Source organism: Gracilibacillus sp. JCM 18966 (genome assembly GCF_055392695.1).
Genome location: NZ_AP043883.1, coordinates 3,007,771 through 3,023,340, shown reverse-complemented (window position 1 = coordinate 3,023,340; position 15,570 = coordinate 3,007,771). Strand labels below are relative to the sequence as shown.

Annotated in this window: 14 protein-coding genes and 1 pseudogene; 4 read left to right on the top strand and 11 right to left on the bottom strand. The window is 36.2% G+C overall.

The genetic code is table 11. From position 1 onward, the window contains the following. Positions 1 to 56: 56 nt before the first annotated feature. The 5 genes from hemW to gpr form a co-directional block, all read right to left on the bottom strand. Positions 57 to 1,214 carry a radical SAM family heme chaperone HemW gene (gene hemW, locus ACZ5N5_RS14510; protein WP_109984148.1) on the bottom strand — a complete coding sequence of 386 codons (1,158 nt, stop codon included), beginning with the start codon at positions 1,212 to 1,214 and terminating at the stop codon, positions 57 to 59. Between the two features lie 60 nt (positions 1,215 to 1,274). Continuing rightward, the gene (gene lepA, locus ACZ5N5_RS14505; RefSeq protein WP_277678973.1) at positions 1,275 to 3,095 is read right to left on the bottom strand and encodes a translation elongation factor 4; all 1,821 of its coding nucleotides are present in this window, start codon (positions 3,093 to 3,095) and stop codon (positions 1,275 to 1,277) included. 86 nt (positions 3,096 to 3,181) lie between these two features. Next, positions 3,182 to 3,427, bottom strand: coding sequence for a hypothetical protein (locus tag ACZ5N5_RS14500; protein ID WP_277678972.1), 246 nt, complete (start codon positions 3,425 to 3,427; stop codon positions 3,182 to 3,184). A gap of 74 nt (positions 3,428 to 3,501) precedes the next feature. Further along, a complete protein-coding gene (spoIIP, locus tag ACZ5N5_RS14495; RefSeq protein ID WP_109984146.1) occupies positions 3,502 to 4,683 on the bottom strand; it encodes a stage II sporulation protein P in 1,182 nt (393 codons plus the stop codon). Between the two features lie 122 nt (positions 4,684 to 4,805). Then, the gene (gene gpr / locus ACZ5N5_RS14490) at positions 4,806 to 5,897 is read right to left on the bottom strand and encodes a GPR endopeptidase (protein ID WP_109984145.1); all 1,092 of its coding nucleotides are present in this window, start codon (positions 5,895 to 5,897) and stop codon (positions 4,806 to 4,808) included. Positions 5,898 to 6,069: 172 nt separating this feature from the next. Between gpr and rpsT the strand changes: the two genes are divergently transcribed. Beyond that, on the top strand, positions 6,070 to 6,336 hold the full coding sequence (rpsT, locus tag ACZ5N5_RS14485) for a 30S ribosomal protein S20 (protein WP_109984144.1): 267 nt from the start codon (positions 6,070 to 6,072) through the stop codon (positions 6,334 to 6,336). A gap of 58 nt (positions 6,337 to 6,394) precedes the next feature. Here rpsT and holA read toward each other — a convergent pair whose 3' ends face one another. Continuing rightward, complete coding sequence (gene holA / locus ACZ5N5_RS14480; protein WP_109984143.1) at positions 6,395 to 7,435, bottom strand: DNA polymerase III subunit delta; 1,041 nt, start codon at positions 7,433 to 7,435, stop codon at positions 6,395 to 6,397. Between the two features lie 429 nt (positions 7,436 to 7,864). Between holA and ACZ5N5_RS14475 the strand changes: the two genes are divergently transcribed. Then, the gene (locus ACZ5N5_RS14475; protein ID WP_109984142.1) at positions 7,865 to 7,999 is read left to right on the top strand and encodes a YqzM family protein; all 135 of its coding nucleotides are present in this window, start codon (positions 7,865 to 7,867) and stop codon (positions 7,997 to 7,999) included. A 153-nt stretch (positions 8,000 to 8,152) separates the two neighbouring features. Here ACZ5N5_RS14475 and ACZ5N5_RS14470 read toward each other — a convergent pair whose 3' ends face one another. The 3 genes and pseudogenes from ACZ5N5_RS14470 to ACZ5N5_RS14460 form a co-directional block, all read right to left on the bottom strand. After that, positions 8,153 to 10,444, bottom strand: coding sequence for a DNA internalization-related competence protein ComEC/Rec2 (locus ACZ5N5_RS14470; RefSeq protein WP_464372695.1), 2,292 nt, complete (start codon positions 10,442 to 10,444; stop codon positions 8,153 to 8,155). 39 nt (positions 10,445 to 10,483) lie between these two features. Continuing rightward, a pseudogene (locus ACZ5N5_RS14465) lies at positions 10,484 to 10,927 on the bottom strand (ComE operon protein 2); the annotation flags it as partial. Positions 10,928 to 11,000: 73 nt separating this feature from the next. Further along, positions 11,001 to 11,591 carry a helix-hairpin-helix domain-containing protein gene (locus ACZ5N5_RS14460; RefSeq protein WP_464372694.1) on the bottom strand — a complete coding sequence of 197 codons (591 nt, stop codon included), beginning with the start codon at positions 11,589 to 11,591 and terminating at the stop codon, positions 11,001 to 11,003. Positions 11,592 to 11,696: 105 nt separating this feature from the next. Between ACZ5N5_RS14460 and comER the strand changes: the two genes are divergently transcribed. Then, the gene (comER, locus tag ACZ5N5_RS14455; RefSeq protein ID WP_109984138.1) at positions 11,697 to 12,521 is read left to right on the top strand and encodes a late competence protein ComER; all 825 of its coding nucleotides are present in this window, start codon (positions 11,697 to 11,699) and stop codon (positions 12,519 to 12,521) included. Positions 12,522 to 12,614: 93 nt separating this feature from the next. Here comER and ACZ5N5_RS14450 read toward each other — a convergent pair whose 3' ends face one another. Together ACZ5N5_RS14450 and ku are read right to left on the bottom strand one after the other, a co-directional pair. Next, entirely contained in the window at positions 12,615 to 12,794 is a 180-nt protein-coding gene (locus ACZ5N5_RS14450; protein WP_054859251.1) for an H-type small acid-soluble spore protein, read from the bottom strand. Positions 12,795 to 12,812: 18 nt separating this feature from the next. Further along, positions 12,813 to 13,655, bottom strand: coding sequence for a non-homologous end joining protein Ku (gene ku, locus ACZ5N5_RS14445; protein WP_464372693.1), 843 nt, complete (start codon positions 13,653 to 13,655; stop codon positions 12,813 to 12,815). Positions 13,656 to 13,747: 92 nt separating this feature from the next. On the opposite strand from ku, the gene ligD reads away from it, so the two are divergent. Continuing rightward, the gene (gene ligD / locus ACZ5N5_RS14440) at positions 13,748 to 15,505 is read left to right on the top strand and encodes a DNA ligase D (RefSeq protein WP_464373787.1); all 1,758 of its coding nucleotides are present in this window, start codon (positions 13,748 to 13,750) and stop codon (positions 15,503 to 15,505) included. The last annotated feature ends 65 nt before the right edge of the window (positions 15,506 to 15,570 follow it).

Genomic DNA, 15,570 nt, shown 5'->3' with positions numbered 1-15,570 from the left:
CTCTTATATCACGAGTGCTAAATCTATTAATAAATTATCAAATCGATCGTTAATTGTCAATGAAGAAACTCTAATTTATTTGAGTCCATTAAAAATGCTTGGAACACTTCATTTCCAAAAGGTTTACCTTCTTCTGTTAAACGAATAAAGCCTTCATCGATGATAACCCATCCTCTTTGTTGGAGAGTAATCAGTTCTTCCTTATATAGTGTTTCCATTTTCAACTGATATTTACGCTCAAATTGATCTAGTGAAACTCCTCCACTTTTCCGTAGGCCAAGAAACATTTCCTCTTCTATCCGTTCCTTTAAACCGATCTCTTCGACATGTAATACAGGCTTTCCTGTATCGATTGCTGCTTGAACATATTGTGGATGTGGTCTAATATTGATCACACGCTTTCCTGGTAAATATCCATGAGAACCAGCTCCGAAGCCATAATAATATTCATTATTCCAGTAAGTTAGATTATGCTTACTTTCATATCCGGGCTTAGCAAAATTGCTAATTTCATACTGATATACCCCGTGGTCTCTCATCTCCTTACGTAAATGTTCATACATGTCTGCCTCTATTTCTTCTGGGGGCTTTGTAAGGGTACCTTTTTTATAACGCTGATAAAAGATAGTTTTAGGCTCGATTTGGAGCGAGTAAGCCGAATAATGAGGAAGGTTAAATTGCAGTGCTTCCTCTAGTGTTTTCGAGAAGCCTTCAAAGCTCTGATTTGGCAAGCTATACATTAAATCAATGCTAATGTTCGTTAAACCGATTTGTATTAAGTCATTAACATTTTGGTAAACGTCTTTGATACGATGAAGTCTTCCTAATTGTTCCAACATTTTATCATCCATGACTTGCACTCCCATGGAAATACGTGTAACGCCATGGTTTTTTAAGATTTTAATCTTTTCTTTAGTTAAATCACCCGGATTTGCTTCAAAGGTGTACTCACTGACTTGATCCACATCAAAATAATGCTCAATCATTTGAACAAGCTTCAATAATTGCCGATTATTTAATGCTGTAGGTGTGCCACCACCCACAAATATTGTCTTCATTTTTTGCCTCGGTTTATTTATCGTTGTTGCTATTTCGTTTTCTAGTGCAACTAAATATTCGTCTGCCATTTTTTCTTCATAGAAGAATTTAGTGAAATCACAATAATGACATATTTTTTCACAAAAAGGTATATGAATATACGCTGATGTTATCATGATGCCTTCCCCCTTTTCTAACAGTGTAAAACCCTTGCCTTTATGACAAGGGTTTTTCTCCTATTCATCATCCATTTTCAATACTGCCATAAAGGCTTCTTGCGGAACTTCCACAGAACCCACCATTTTCATGCGTTTTTTACCTTCCTTTTGCTTTTCGAGCAATTTCCGTTTTCTAGAGATGTCACCACCATAGCACTTACTTAATACGTTTTTACGCATTGCCTTAATGTTCGTTCTTGCGACAATTTTATTACCGATGGCTGCTTGAATTGGCACTTCAAATTGCTGCCTTGGAATCAATGTTTTTAGTTTGTCCGCTATTTGCTTCCCACGCTCAAATGCAAAATCTCGATGAACAATAAAGGAAAGTGCGTCAATTGTATCCCCATTTAATAAAATATCCATTTTCACGAGGTTAGAAGGCTTATAGCCAATCAATTCATAATCAAATGATGCATAGCCCTTTGTCTGTGATTTTAACTGATCAAAGAAATCATAGACGATTTCGGATAATGGGATTTCGTAAACAACATTAACACGATTCTCGTCTAAATAATCCATATTAATGAAATCCCCACGCTTCTTCTGACAAATCTCCATAACTGGACCAACAAAGTCATTTGGTACCATCACCGTTGCTTTTACATAAGGCTCTTGCACCTCTTTGATGGATTGGTTATCTGGCATAAAGGATGGATTATCAATAGTTAGTTCTTCATCATCTGTCTTAATCACCTTGTAAATAACACTTGGTGCTGTTGTGATTAGATCAATACCGAATTCCCTCTCAATTCGTTCCTGGATAATCTCCATATGTAATAGACCTAAAAATCCACAACGGAAGCCAAATCCCAATGCTTGAGAGGTTTCCGCTTCATATTGTAAAGAAGAATCGTTCAATTCTAATCTCTCTAAAGCTTCTCGCAAATCATTATATTTGTCCGCATCAACGGGGTATAATCCACAAAATACCATCGGGTTTAACTTACGATAACCTGGTAAAGCTTCTTCTGCTGGGCGATTTGCATGAGTAATCGTATCCCCAACTCTTGTATCACCAACATTTTTAATCGATGCTGTTAAATAACCGACATCGCCAACCGTCAATTTATCCTGTTTGATTGGCTTCGGATTAAATACCCCTACTTCATTGACTTCAAATTCTTTTCCTGTAGCCATCATTTTGATCTTGTCGCCAACTTTAACAGATCCTTCTTTTATACAAACATAAGCAACTACACCACGATAGGGATCATATAATGAATCAAAGATTAATGCTTTAAGCGGCTCTTCTGGGTCACCAACAGGAGCTGGTATTCGTTCTACAATTTCTTCTAATATCTCTTCAATGCCGATTCCAGATTTAGCACTTGCTAAAATAGCTTCTTCCCCATCGATCCCGATCACATCTGTTATTTCCTGTTTTACTCTATCAGGATCTGCACTAGGTAAATCAATCTTATTAATAACCGGAATAATTTCCAGATCATTATCTAACGCTAAGTAGACATTTGCTAGCGTTTGTGCTTCTATTCCTTGGGCGGCATCTACTACTAGGATAGCTCCTTCACATGCAGCAAGACTTCGTGATACTTCATATGTAAAATCGACATGCCCTGGAGTATCAATGAGATGGAACAAATACTCTTCTCCATCCTCACGCTGATATTTTAACTGGACAGCATTTAGTTTTATCGTGATACCACGTTCACGCTCTAGGTCCATAGCATCTAGAAACTGTTCCTTCATTTCACGCGCCGTTAGTGCTTGAGTTTTTTCTAATATTCGATCAGCTAGTGTTGATTTACCGTGATCGATATGGGCAATAATAGAAAAATTTCGTACCTTACTCTGATTTCTTACGTTAGTCAATATCATTCAACTCCTATGTGACAAGCACAATATACTAGGATAGATTATAGCAGTGAAAGGAACGATGTTCAATCAAAAATATGAGGATGCCTTTAAAATAATTCATCTATGATCGCATGTGTAACACCAACAATTTTATTACATACCTTACTCACTATTTCTTCTCCACTATTTGCAACCGCAAATAGTGGAGAATTGCCTGGGGTACCCACTTCTGGTACATCTCCATTAATTTCATCAATAATATCTTCACGATCTACTACATCATCATCTTGTTTACCTTTATCGATCACTTCTTCTTGATGACTCACTGCTTTTGTAGAATCCGTGCGGTCCATACCAACATATAGTCCAAATGAAAATATGACGCATATTACTAATAAAAAGGATAGAAACTTCACATTAATCTCCCCTATTCTGTAGATACTTTTTCCGCATTCCAGTAGTATTCGCTAAAAACCTCTGCAAAAACTTCAGTCGTGTTATAAAGCTGCTCCATTGTGTTATCTACGCCCCCCATTTCAATGGTTAGCGCATTTTCAGAAACATCTTGGTTATATACACCATTGCGTCCGGCCCCGGCATACATCTCCACCCCTCTGCTTAAGCCAGGATATTTTTTCTCTAGCTTTTCATGGAGAGCGGCAGCTAAAGCAGAATTCTTTTCGTGATTAGGGTTGTCTCCACCAATGACAAACATTATTTTGGCATATTCTTTTCCGTTGATTTCCTTTGTCGTGACATCTGCTCTCATACTATCGCGGTGAATATCAAAGACAAAATTAAGATCCTTGTTCGATTGTAGCGCTGTCTCTACTACTTCTTTAGAGGCAGTGTAGGAATGAGTAGAGTAGTTCCAACCTTTATCCACTAAAATCGAACCAATATCCGTATGGTCAACAGTTGAGCCAATTCCATTTCTCTCTAAATCCTTTGCTAGCTGATCACTAACTTTCGTAATATTTACTTCTGGATGAAAGGCATCATTTGGATTATCTGTTTTCGGTAAATATGGAAGGAAAGATTCTCGATTGTGTGTATTATAAATAAATACAACCTCTTTCTCTCCAGTCGTTTGTTGTTTCGGTTCTTTTTCTGCTGGTTTTTCTTGTTCTTTCTTTTCTTCTGGGACGGTTGCTTCTCTTTCTTCTAGGACAATATCCAGAGGAGGTGTCGATTCCACGGTTAAATTCGTATAATCGGTTCCCTCCCCCGCGATCAGAATTTGTCGATCATAGAGGTCAAAGCCTGGAAGCTCTCGGCTAACTAAGCTTCGTACATCATGCAGTCTTATATTCGTACCTACTTCAAATATGAACTTCCATGGCGAGAATTCTGCTTTATCCTCAGGAATTGCCTCTTTAAATAGTCGGTTCTCTAACAACATCAATGAAAGAAAATGAATTTCATCAACATTTGTTGTCCATTTCTTAACAGTGGATGAAGATACACGGTAATTCGGCTCTAAGCTAGTCATGATGCCTACAAGAATGAAGACGGCAAAAAAGCCTGCAATGAAGAACGATAGAATAACAAACACTTTATGTTTAGAAAGTAATAATACACGTCTATTACGGCTAATTTTTCGGCGCATGTTGTTCCCCTTTCTATTAGCTCTATTACATTTACTAGAATGTATGAGCGATCAATAGAAAGTAGAACCTTTCTGCCGAGAATTTTTTTATTATTACAGCAGCTTGTGATAAGGCTATTCTGCTAACGAGTGTACGTACCGAAATTTCGGATCGTCACTTTATCATGGAGACTAGCATTAATTGCTTGTGCCAATAAATGAGCCATGTCCTTCATATAGCCATCCACTTCCTTTGGTGTGACCATAAGGTTGTGACCAAGTGGAGTCAATACCTCTCGCATTAATGCTCTTTTTTCATGATCATTGAGTGAACCAATCATCCCAAAAATTTTTTCTCTTTTTTCGACACTTGGCATATCTTCCTCTGACAAAGAACGATCTCCAAAGCTCATTCCAGCAGGAGTTAAAGATTTAGAGGGGTTATCTTTTTCTCGAAATTCTTTGCCTATATGTTTAAATACATAATCGATTGCATCACTAGTTATGGTAACAGCATCTACTACAGTTGGAACTCCAATTGCAAAAACTGGTATTCCTAATGTGTCCTTGCTCAATTCTTTTCGTTTATTACCAACACCAGATCCTGGATGGATGCCTGAGTCTGATAATTGAATGGTCGTATTTACTCTTTCCATGGAACGAGAAGCTAAAGCATCAATTGCGATGACAAAGTCAGGCTTTAGTTTATCAATTACTCCTTTAATGATGTCACTCGTTTCAATCCCTGTAATACCCATGACTCCGGGATTAATTGAAGCAACTCTTCGATAGCCATCTGCAACATATTGTGGTTCATGTTCAAATAAATGATTGGTTACTAAAACTTTCTCAATCGTAAGAGGGCCGAGGGCATCAGGTGTAACACTTCGGTTGCCAAGCCCAACAACAAGTCCGGTAGCTTCCTTATCAATTTTATTTCTTTTCATTAAATCGCTAAGTTGCTTTGCCATGACTTTGGCGGTCTCTTCTTGTAGTGCAGTATCTTGCTTTTTGATCGCATCAGAGTAAACCGTTCGATAGGAACCTGGATTCTTCCCAATTTTCTTTGCGCCTTCTTCATTAATTTCGACATAAGAAATCCGAATATTTCCATCGGTTTCCTCTTTCATCTTCACCCCTTTAATACGATCTTCTGTTTGATTTTCTTTCTCTACATACATATCTTTTGCTTCTACTGCAAGATCGGTACGGACTTCAAATTTTTCCTCTTCCATTTTTTGTCCTCCTCCTTCAAATATGATTGAACTTGAAAGTAGTTTTACCGCCTCTTGTGAATTGATGCATATAGTTTTTGAAATAATTTTTATTGAAAAGTTTGACGAGCTTTGATAAAATGTCTTTTGACCTAACAAATGAAATGGTACGAAGCTTACGGAGGTGAAGATAATGGCAAATATTAAATCTGCAATTAAACGTGTACGTACAAACGAAGATCGCCGTTTACACAATCAATCCATTAAAACAGATATGCGTTCACATATTAAAAAAGTTGAGGCTTTAGTGGAAAGTAAAGATGTCGAAAATGCAAAGGTAGCACTTCAAACAGCTGTGAAAAAAATTGATAAAGCAGTAAGAAAAGGTTTAGTTCATCAAAACAAAGGGAATCGTCAAAAGTCACGATTAGCGAAAAAAGTTAATGAATTAAGTGCCTAAAGTAAAAAAGCCTGCTTCCCATATTGGAAGCAGGTTTTTGCTTTGTTTCTTTTTCTGTTTATACTCTTGTCGTTTGGCGTAACTGAATTATTTGGTATAGTAAAAGTTCTAGGCCAAGTGATTTATCAACCTTTCCTGTTTTAATTTGGGCATCAGTTTCTGCAAGAATGGTTAATGCTTGGTGAAGTTCTTCTTTGGTAAATTTTTGTTGCCTATTTAAAGAAAGCTTTGCAACATAAGGATGTATCTTAAGTTGGCCTACGATTTGCTGCTGACTATATCCTTTTTGCTTCAATGATTTGACATGTAACAATGTTCGAAATTGAGAAGAAACAAGAGCTACAAGTGCAATCGGGTCTTCATTCATCTTTTCTAAATCTTTTGCGATATGAATTGCTTTTGCAAGATCACTTTCAATAATGGCATCCACTAATTTTAAGCCAGTACTATTTTCTTGATGTGAAAGAAGTAATTCTGCTTCTTCCAATCGAATCGTATTGCCAGGACCAACATATAACGCTAATTTTTCCATTTCGGAGCTTATTATCATCAGATTAGTACCTATTTCCTCCAGTATATATTCCACAACCTCTTCCTTTACAATTACTTGATGCTCCTGTGCAATCTTCTCAATGGCTTCTTTCATATTCCATTCTTTTAACGGTTCACAAGAAATAACAGTTGCTTCCTTCTTTAATTGTTTCACTACTTTCTTTCTTTCGTCCACTTTTTCATATGGTGCTATTAAAACAAGAATGCTATATGGTGCTGGATTCTGTATATAATTAATTAATGTCTCTATTTGATGAGTGAAATCAAGATTAGGTGGTTTTGCTTTCAAAAAGCTAGCATTAGTGGCGATCACTAATTTTTTTTCACCTAAAAAGGGAAATGTATTTGTATCATTAATCACATCTTGAATCGATATTTCCTCCAGGTCATATAATGACACATTTGTATCCCTGTCTTCCTCCTCAATACTATGCTTTAAAAGGGATTGTTTAACTGCTTCCATCATATAGGTTTCTGTTCCATGCATGTAGTAAACAGGAGAAAATTGACCCTTTTTTATTTGTTCCATTACATTTAAATAACTCATGATTCCATCTCCAATATGTATAAAAAATTCCATTATATACGTATAATAAGTGTTGAAAAAAAAACAAATATGTTTTATTGTATAATAAGATTCATGTTAAGAAAAGGTTTCTTCATTGATTACATACTTTTGAAACAGAAGTCCAAAAAACCACTATATTAGATATACATTGGGCTTAACAGCACTTTGGGTTGAATGGAAGTGCTTAAATTGTATCGACAAAAATAAAGAAGGGAAAGAAAAGTACCTTCCCTTCGCAATCTATATTAACGCAACTTCATTAGCCCCGGGTAACTAACGAAGCTACGATGTTTTTCTTATTATATAGATTGACCGTATTGATGAATTATATTGGTGTTAACTCTTGCTAAGTAAGGGAATCCTGTAGAATGAAGGAACTATTTTTTTGAAATAAGGAGGTATGCTATTATGAACGAATTCGAAAAAGAAGTTCAATCCAAGCGTCATGACCTTTTTGATGCAGCTGCTGGTTTTATTTTTTCATTTCTATTTTTCATGATTATTTTCTTTATTGCGGTTATATTTGATGCCATTGGTTCTTAAAAGCGAGACAAAAAGTCTCGTTTTTTTAATTTAGACAAAACCAATGATTTCGCTAAACTTACTTCTTTTTGCTTACGTACTTTTCAGCACCTTCTAGCATGGTGAAATTATACTATACAGGTATAGAAAATAGAGGAAATATCAATAAAAATTCTATCGTTTAGACTTTACATTATCATATGGAAGAAAGGTTGAAATGGTTCCATCATATTGGAAAGTAATCGCCCCCATCCTATCTGTCCGAAAAACTCGAACCTTTCTTCTTTTCAATGTCCTTAATACTTTAGGATGAGGATGACCATAGCCATTGTTTCTTCCTACAGAAATGATGCCTACCTCAGGCTGTATTTGTTCAATAAAAGGAATAGAACTAGATGTATGACTTCCATGATGAGCTACTTTTAGAACATCAACAGGAAGAGACGGATAGTTCGAGGCTAAATATTGCTCACTTTTTTCTCCGATATCTCCTGTAAATAACCAATTAAACTCACCAAATTTACTATATAGAACCAATGAATTTTCATTTTTATCACCATTATCCAGAGAGGGATGCAGCACATGAAAGATATGATCCTTAATACGTAATTTATTTCCCTCTTCCCCCTCTATATGTTGAAAATGCTTATTCTTTTCATGATATTGTTCGAGCAATTTCGGATCAAAATAAGGGGAAGTGATAAGGTAATCCACTTGATAATCGTCAAGAATATAAGGAACACTTCCAATATGATCATGATCAGCATGGGAAAGGATCATGGCATCCACCGCGCTTATACCACGATACCGAAGAAATGCATCTATAATCTGATCATAGACATCACTAGAAGGTTCAGTAAAATGCTTCTTTAGTTTACCTCCCGCATCTATGATAACGACACCTCTTCGATAGGGATATTCAATAACAATAGCATCTCCTTGACCAATATCAAGTGTGGTGATTGATCCATAAGGATTAAGATAGGGAAGGATTGATGCTAATACTAAGCAAACCGCTAACCCAAGACCATAACTAAACGCTCTTATTTGTTTTCCCTGCTCAAAATAAAGTAAAAATAATAACAAACAAATATAGTATCCAATTATCAATGGATTAGGTATTTGGCCAATCGTCCAAGACCATGAAATGGCTTCATCAATCAAACGCATCAATGTTAGAAAATGGGAATGAATAAATTGAAATACATGAGACCATATCGGAAGGAACGAAGGGATCATCGCACTGAAACAAATTAACAATAAAAAAGGTAAAACAAACAGTGTAAAATATGGGACAACTATTAAATTAACTAAAACAGACAATGGTTGGAATTGATAAAATAATTGTATTTGAATAGGCAATAATACCATGAGACTGATAAAGCTAATCCGTAGAGAAATCCAAACAAATCCAATATCACCTGATAGGAGCTTTCGAGAGAACAAAATCGCATACGTAACAATAAAACTAAATTGAAACGCAATAGAATACACATGATAAGGATTTGTCAGCACCATAACAAAAAAGACGATGCTTAGTATACTGGTTGTAGGGAGCTTTATCTTTAGTTTTCGAAGCACGAGCAGGAACAATGCTAAAAGGCTTGCCCGCCATACAGAAGGCGCAGCTCCAGATAGAAGAGGATATATTGGTAGAAATAAGAAGAGGATAAGCTGCATACGTTCTACGGATAGTTTTACGATATACAAGCCAAAAAAGTAGAGACAGGTCATCAGTAATCCAACATGCAATCCAGAGATTGCTAATAAGTGAGAAAGATTCCAATCTTGAAACAACGTAATCGTTTCATCTGATAACAAATCTTTGTTGCCAAATAGAAGTGCATTGATCCAAGAAAAAGTGAAAGGATTGACGTAACCCCCCAGATGCTCCAAAAGTTGATTTCGAGCATTATAAAGCATTTGATAAAAGGATGATCCGCTACAATTCGATGCCGTACTATCATTAATTAGAAATTGACTACTTATGCCTTGATTATGCAAATAGTGTTGATAATCAAACTGACCAGGATTTGTAGCTGTTATCATCTCCTGAAATGTACCGACTAGTTGACATCTACTTCCCCTATTTAATTTTTGGATAAATAAATCTTCTGCTCTTTCGTTTTGATGAAATAGTTGAACCTTCACTTTGTTGGTGCTTCTATATTCTTTAAGCAAAAAAGAAACATATGTATCTGTTTTGTTGACTTCAGAAATAATATCACCCTGAATCATTGACTTATGGGAGGAATCCAGATTTTGTCTATCCGTTGAAGGAGTTTGATTATAGAAGAAAATAAAGCATAGGAGTAAGGAAAAGACTAACCAGAGAGGCATTCTGTGGGTTCGTACAAAATAGATCAAAGGAGGGATAAGAAGGAGGACGATCCAAGGACTCTGATCCATTCTAGCAAAAACCGCTATTACATAAATAATCACAAACCAATGAATCCAAGCAAGCAAACCTTTTCCTCCTATCAGATTTTATTTTACAGTTGGAATAAGCTCAATAGTATGATGATCAAGCTCTACTTTTTCCACCTTTACATTTGCCTCTTCAAAAAGTTCAATAGCATAAGGATGATTTTTATAATCGGCTGCATAGTAAACGGTTTTGATGCCACTTTGAATAATTGCTTTACAACAATTAAGACAAGGAAAATGTGTCACATAAATCTCAGCACCTTCAGTCGGTGCTCCGAATTTAGCACATTGAAGAAGGGCATTCATTTCTGCATGAACCGTTCTCACACAATGTCCATCAATCACATAACAGCCTTCATCAATGCAATGGACACTACCTGACACACTACCATTGTATCCTCCAGCAATAATACGTTTATCTCTAACGATTGTTGCCCCTACCATTAAACGCTCACACGTACTTCTTAATGCTAGCAAATGGCTTTGCGCCATAAAATATTGATGCCATGAGATTCTTTCCATTGGTTACACTCCTCGTTTTTCAAACTTCTATCTTTTAAAGTGTACCGATTCCTTGTACAAGCGTCAATAAGAGCTAAGGAATTTGAACAAAATCGCGAATGTTATCTAGTGTTTTTTCACCAATACCATTAACCTTTGTTAGGTCCTCTATTTTTTCAAACCTTCCATTCGTCTCACGGAAATCGATCATCGCATTTGCCTTTACCTCCCCAATACCTGGTATTTGCATGATTTCTTCCTTTGTAGCCGTATTGATTTTAATTTTCCCGTCTGATTGAACTGCCGATTGAGCTCCAATACTCCCCTCTTCTCCCTTCTTTGGTATTATGATCACCATCTCATCATAAACACGTTCAGCCATGTTTATTGCGGACGGATCTCCTTTTTTAGTTAAACCTCCTGCGATCTTTATCACATCCTGAACTCTGTCTACTGCTTCCATTTGATAAACGCCTGGTTTTGCTATTTCACCCTTCACATCGACCATGACTACTTGCTCTTCATTCTCCTTTTCTATACGATCGATTTCTTCAACAGTTGTTTCGGTATTTTCTGTCATTATAAAATTCTCTGATTGGTTTGTATCACTAGGATTGACGTATATCCAAATAGCTACAACCAATATGATTACAGCAAAATACCAGTATTTTTTTAACCAATACATATTATCAGCCCCTTATCATAGAATGGTATAGTTAATCATAAAAATAAGGTAAGATTGTTTCCTTCACTAAGTGGGAAACTGAAACAAAAGCGGGAGGCGAATACATTGAAATGGGGAATCATCGGAACGGGAAATATGGGAAAGGTATTAATACATGCCTTTCTACAATCTAAGTTATTGGATCAAAGAGACTTATTTGTAACCAATCGAACAGTTGAGCGAGCATATGAGCTGAAGGAAACATATCCTCATATCCAGGTGAAAGATGATCCGTTTACACTGATTGACTCAGTAGATACTGTATTTATCTGTGTAAAGCCAGTGGATATGGTTCCATTATTAAAAGAGATCAGTCATCGACTCAATCAACATCATTTGTTAGTGTCCATTACAAGCCCGGTATCTGTTCAGGAGATTGAAAGCCTTGTCGATTGTCAGGTAGCCAGAATGATTCCGAGCATTACAAATCAAGCCCTTGCTGGAGTCTCACTTCTAACATTTAGTGAAAAGATCGATCATGATCGTAAGCAACTTTTTATCAAGAGATGTCGAAGTTTTTCGGAACCACTGGAGATAAAGGAAGATATTGTGAGGATTTCTTCTGATATTGTTTCTTGTGGACCAGCATTTTTCGCCTTTTTAGCTCAAAGTTTTATTGAGAATGCAAATGAATTAACGGAAATCACAAAAGAAGATGCCACATTGCTAATGGAGAAAATGTTTATTGGCTTTGGAAAGCTTCTAGCAACAGAACAATTTACATTACCGGAATTAATCGAAAAGGTTTGTGTAAAGGGTGGTATTACAGGGGTTGGTATAGCAGCGATAGAGGCTCATACAGATAATCCTTTTCATCATTTAATTAAGGGAACACATGAAAAGTTTCACACAGAAAAAGCACATATACAATCTTCCATTCACTACTCCTAAATTATACTACAGTTTACTAGATATGGATAGTATTTCTATATAAAAAACTCGGCATTAGTTTTGTTAAGTTTTTGTAATGCCGAGTTTTCTTTTTTATTGTTCTAATAGCTCGTCTACTGTTACACTCCATTTGCTTGTTTTATTATTTAATGGATGAACAGTCGCTTTTCCACTATTTTGGTCGACATGTTCAATATAGACATTTGTCCCATTATAAGTAACTTGACACATTTCGCTTGCATTCGCAATTTCTTGTGCTCTTTTGGCATCCATCGTCTAACCTCCTTCTTATTATCCTGTCTTTGTCGTCGATTTTTTCTTTTTGGTTGTTGTCTTCCGTTTTGTACCTTTCTTCTGAGTAGTTTTCGTTTTCTTTAATGATTTCTCCAATGCTTCCATAAGATCTGTTACATTGTCCTTTTTCTTCGGTTCCTTCGCTGTTGAGATCTCCTCACCATTCTTCTTGCGCTCGATCAGTTCAAGTAATGCAGAACGATATTCATCCTTATATTTGGTCGGTTCAAATTCTGTTGTTAATTGATCTATAAGCATTTTAGCCGTATCAAGTTCTTTTCCGACTACATCGGTTTCTTCCGGAACATTTGGTACCTCTTTAAAATCTCTCACTTCATCAGGAAAATAAATGGTTTCCATCACAAGTGTGTTTTGATAAAAACGAATGATCGCTAAATGCTCCTTTGAACGAATCGTGATTTTAGCTAATCCGATTTTCTTCGTATCTTTTAAAGCTTCTCGTAATAACGCATATGCTTTGGTACCACCTTCATTTGGTGAAAGATAATAACTCCTATCAAAATAAATCGGATCAATTTCTTCTAATTTTATAAAATCCATGATTTCAACAGTTTTATCCTGTTTTTCGTCCTTAATCGCCTTTAAATCTTCTTCCTCTAAAATAACAAATTTATTGGTTGTGTACTCAAAGCCCTTCACAATATCTTCATTCCCTACTTCCTTATCACAAACAGGACAAACTTTCTCATATTTTAATGGGGAATGACATTCCTTATGAAGATTTCGTAGAGAAATATCCTTGTTCTCTGTTGCGGAATGAAGACTAACCGGAATATTAACTAAACCGAAGCTTATCGTACCTTTCCACATCGTATGCATGCATTCATCACTCCTCTTGTATTCATAGCATTTGCAAAGTCTTAATAAAAATTCAAAAATAAGCAAATATATAAGGAGAAAGGGTGTTGACAATGTGGAAACCAATGTTACCGACGCTTGTTGAGGAAATAAATAAGCAGAAGGATTGGATCTATGAAATAAAATATGATGGCTTTCGTTGCGGAATTGAGTGGACTGCAGAGAAGATCACATTATGGAGCCGTAATGGCAAGGATCTCACCTTTCAATTTCCTGAAATCGTCTCTACTTGTTTAATTCTCCAAAAGAATATTGAAAAGCAACTTCCGATTTTTTTAGATGGAGAGCTTGTTATCCTAAGAACGCCATATCAAGCTAACTTCTCTTCTATTCAGACAAGAGGAAGAACTCGTTCTAAAGTAAAAATACAACAATTAAGCAAACAGCGACCAGTAAGCTTCCTCTGTTTTGACCTATTACTGCTGAATGATCAAACCCTTCAATCACAAACACTTTTAGACCGAAGAAAACAATTAGAGCAATTATTTAAGCAATTCACGGTGGAGCAGAGGCAGCTACTTCTCATTCACTCCTTTAAGAAGCTCAATGAAATAGAAGAAATCAGTTTCTTCCATCAAGCAGAGGGAATTGTCGCAAAAAATATCCATTCAACCTATATCGAAGGGAAAAGAACGAGACAATGGATAAAATGGAAAAATTATCGAACTGTACAAGGTGTAATAAGTGGATGGAATCTGACAAATGATTATTTTGATGTAAAATTAGACAAGAATGAAGAACTAGGAAAAATCAAACATGGCTTTGCTCAAGAAGATAAAAAAACCTTAACTAATTTCATCCAAGCAAATGGTCGTAAACAGGGCACGCATTGGTACGTAACACCTAGTGTTTGCATAGATATTAATTGTTTAGATGTGAAGGACGGAGAGATAAGAGAACCAGTTTTTCGATCTTTTCGGTTTGATCTATCTCCAACAGATTGTACGGAGGAGATGGTTCGGTTAGGGTTAGCCCAGCTACCTAAAGAAATTGACTTAACTAAGCCCAATAAAGAACTATTTCCCCAGATCACGAAACTTGATTATCTTGTCTATTTGAGGAATGTCGCCCCTTTCTTACTACCTAGATTACAAAACAAACGTTTAACGATGATCCGCTATCCTGATGGAATCGATCAACATTCCTTTTATCAAAAGCATTTACCTGATTATGCTCCTGAGTTTATCGATTATATTTTATCTGAGGATGGGGAAAAGGATTTATTGTGTAATACACTTGAAAGTTTGTTATGGTTCGGTAATCATGGAGGATTAGAATTTCATATTCCTTTTCAAACGGTTCACTCTGCTTACCCTGATGAAATGGTATTTGATCTCGATCCACCAAGTCTAGAGTATTTTTCGTATGCTGTAATGGCCGCCCATTTGATTAAGGATATGGTGGAAGGAGAAGGTATTACTCCATTAATAAAAACATCAGGTAGGACAGGTCTACAAATTCATTTACCATTGCGAGAGAAAATGATGACATTTGAGGAGACGAGAGATTTTATGCGAGCTGTAGCAGAAGTGCTTGTTCAACAATATCCAGATTGTTTTACGATAGAACGATTAAAAAAGAAACGCAAAAATCGTCTTTATATTGACTATGTACAACACGCTGAGGGAAAGACAATAATTGCTCCCTATTCTACTCGAGCCACCAAGGAAGCTACTGTCGCAACACCTTTGTTTTGGGAGGAAGTAGATGAGAAGTTAGATCCGAGAGATTATACGGTAAATACAGTTCCTGAGCGTCTTGTAAAAAAAGGCTGCCCTTTTCTTATGTCACCTCCAGGTAAGATGGATTAATACACCATTTTCTGATAATACTGTGAGGAAAGTCTACTTCATGAATAGTTGAATATTATTTCCTC

Coding starts and splice junctions, on each gene's coding strand:
- hemW (WP_109984148.1), bottom strand. CDS start 1,214: ATGATAACATCAGCGTATATTCATATACCTTTTTGTGAAAAAATATGT.
- ACZ5N5_RS14450 (WP_054859251.1), bottom strand. CDS start 12,794: ATGGATGCCAAAAGAGCACAAGAAATTGCGAATGCAAGCGAAATGTGT.
- rpsT (WP_109984144.1), top strand. CDS start 6,070: ATGGCAAATATTAAATCTGCAATTAAACGTGTACGTACAAACGAAGAT.
- lepA (WP_277678973.1), bottom strand. CDS start 3,095: ATGATATTGACTAACGTAAGAAATCAGAGTAAGGTACGAAATTTTTCT.
- spoIIP (WP_109984146.1), bottom strand. CDS start 4,683: ATGCGCCGAAAAATTAGCCGTAATAGACGTGTATTATTACTTTCTAAA.
- ACZ5N5_RS14475 (WP_109984142.1), top strand. CDS start 7,865: ATGAACGAATTCGAAAAAGAAGTTCAATCCAAGCGTCATGACCTTTTT.
- ACZ5N5_RS14460 (WP_464372694.1), bottom strand. CDS start 11,591: ATGTATTGGTTAAAAAAATACTGGTATTTTGCTGTAATCATATTGGTT.
- ligD (WP_464373787.1), top strand. CDS start 13,748: ATGTGGAAACCAATGTTACCGACGCTTGTTGAGGAAATAAATAAGCAG.
- gpr (WP_109984145.1), bottom strand. CDS start 5,897: ATGGAAGAGGAAAAATTTGAAGTCCGTACCGATCTTGCAGTAGAAGCA.
- holA (WP_109984143.1), bottom strand. CDS start 7,435: ATGAGTTATTTAAATGTAATGGAACAAATAAAAAAGGGTCAATTTTCT.
- ACZ5N5_RS14500 (WP_277678972.1), bottom strand. CDS start 3,427: ATGGACCGCACGGATTCTACAAAAGCAGTGAGTCATCAAGAAGAAGTG.
- ku (WP_464372693.1), bottom strand. CDS start 13,655: ATGCATACGATGTGGAAAGGTACGATAAGCTTCGGTTTAGTTAATATT.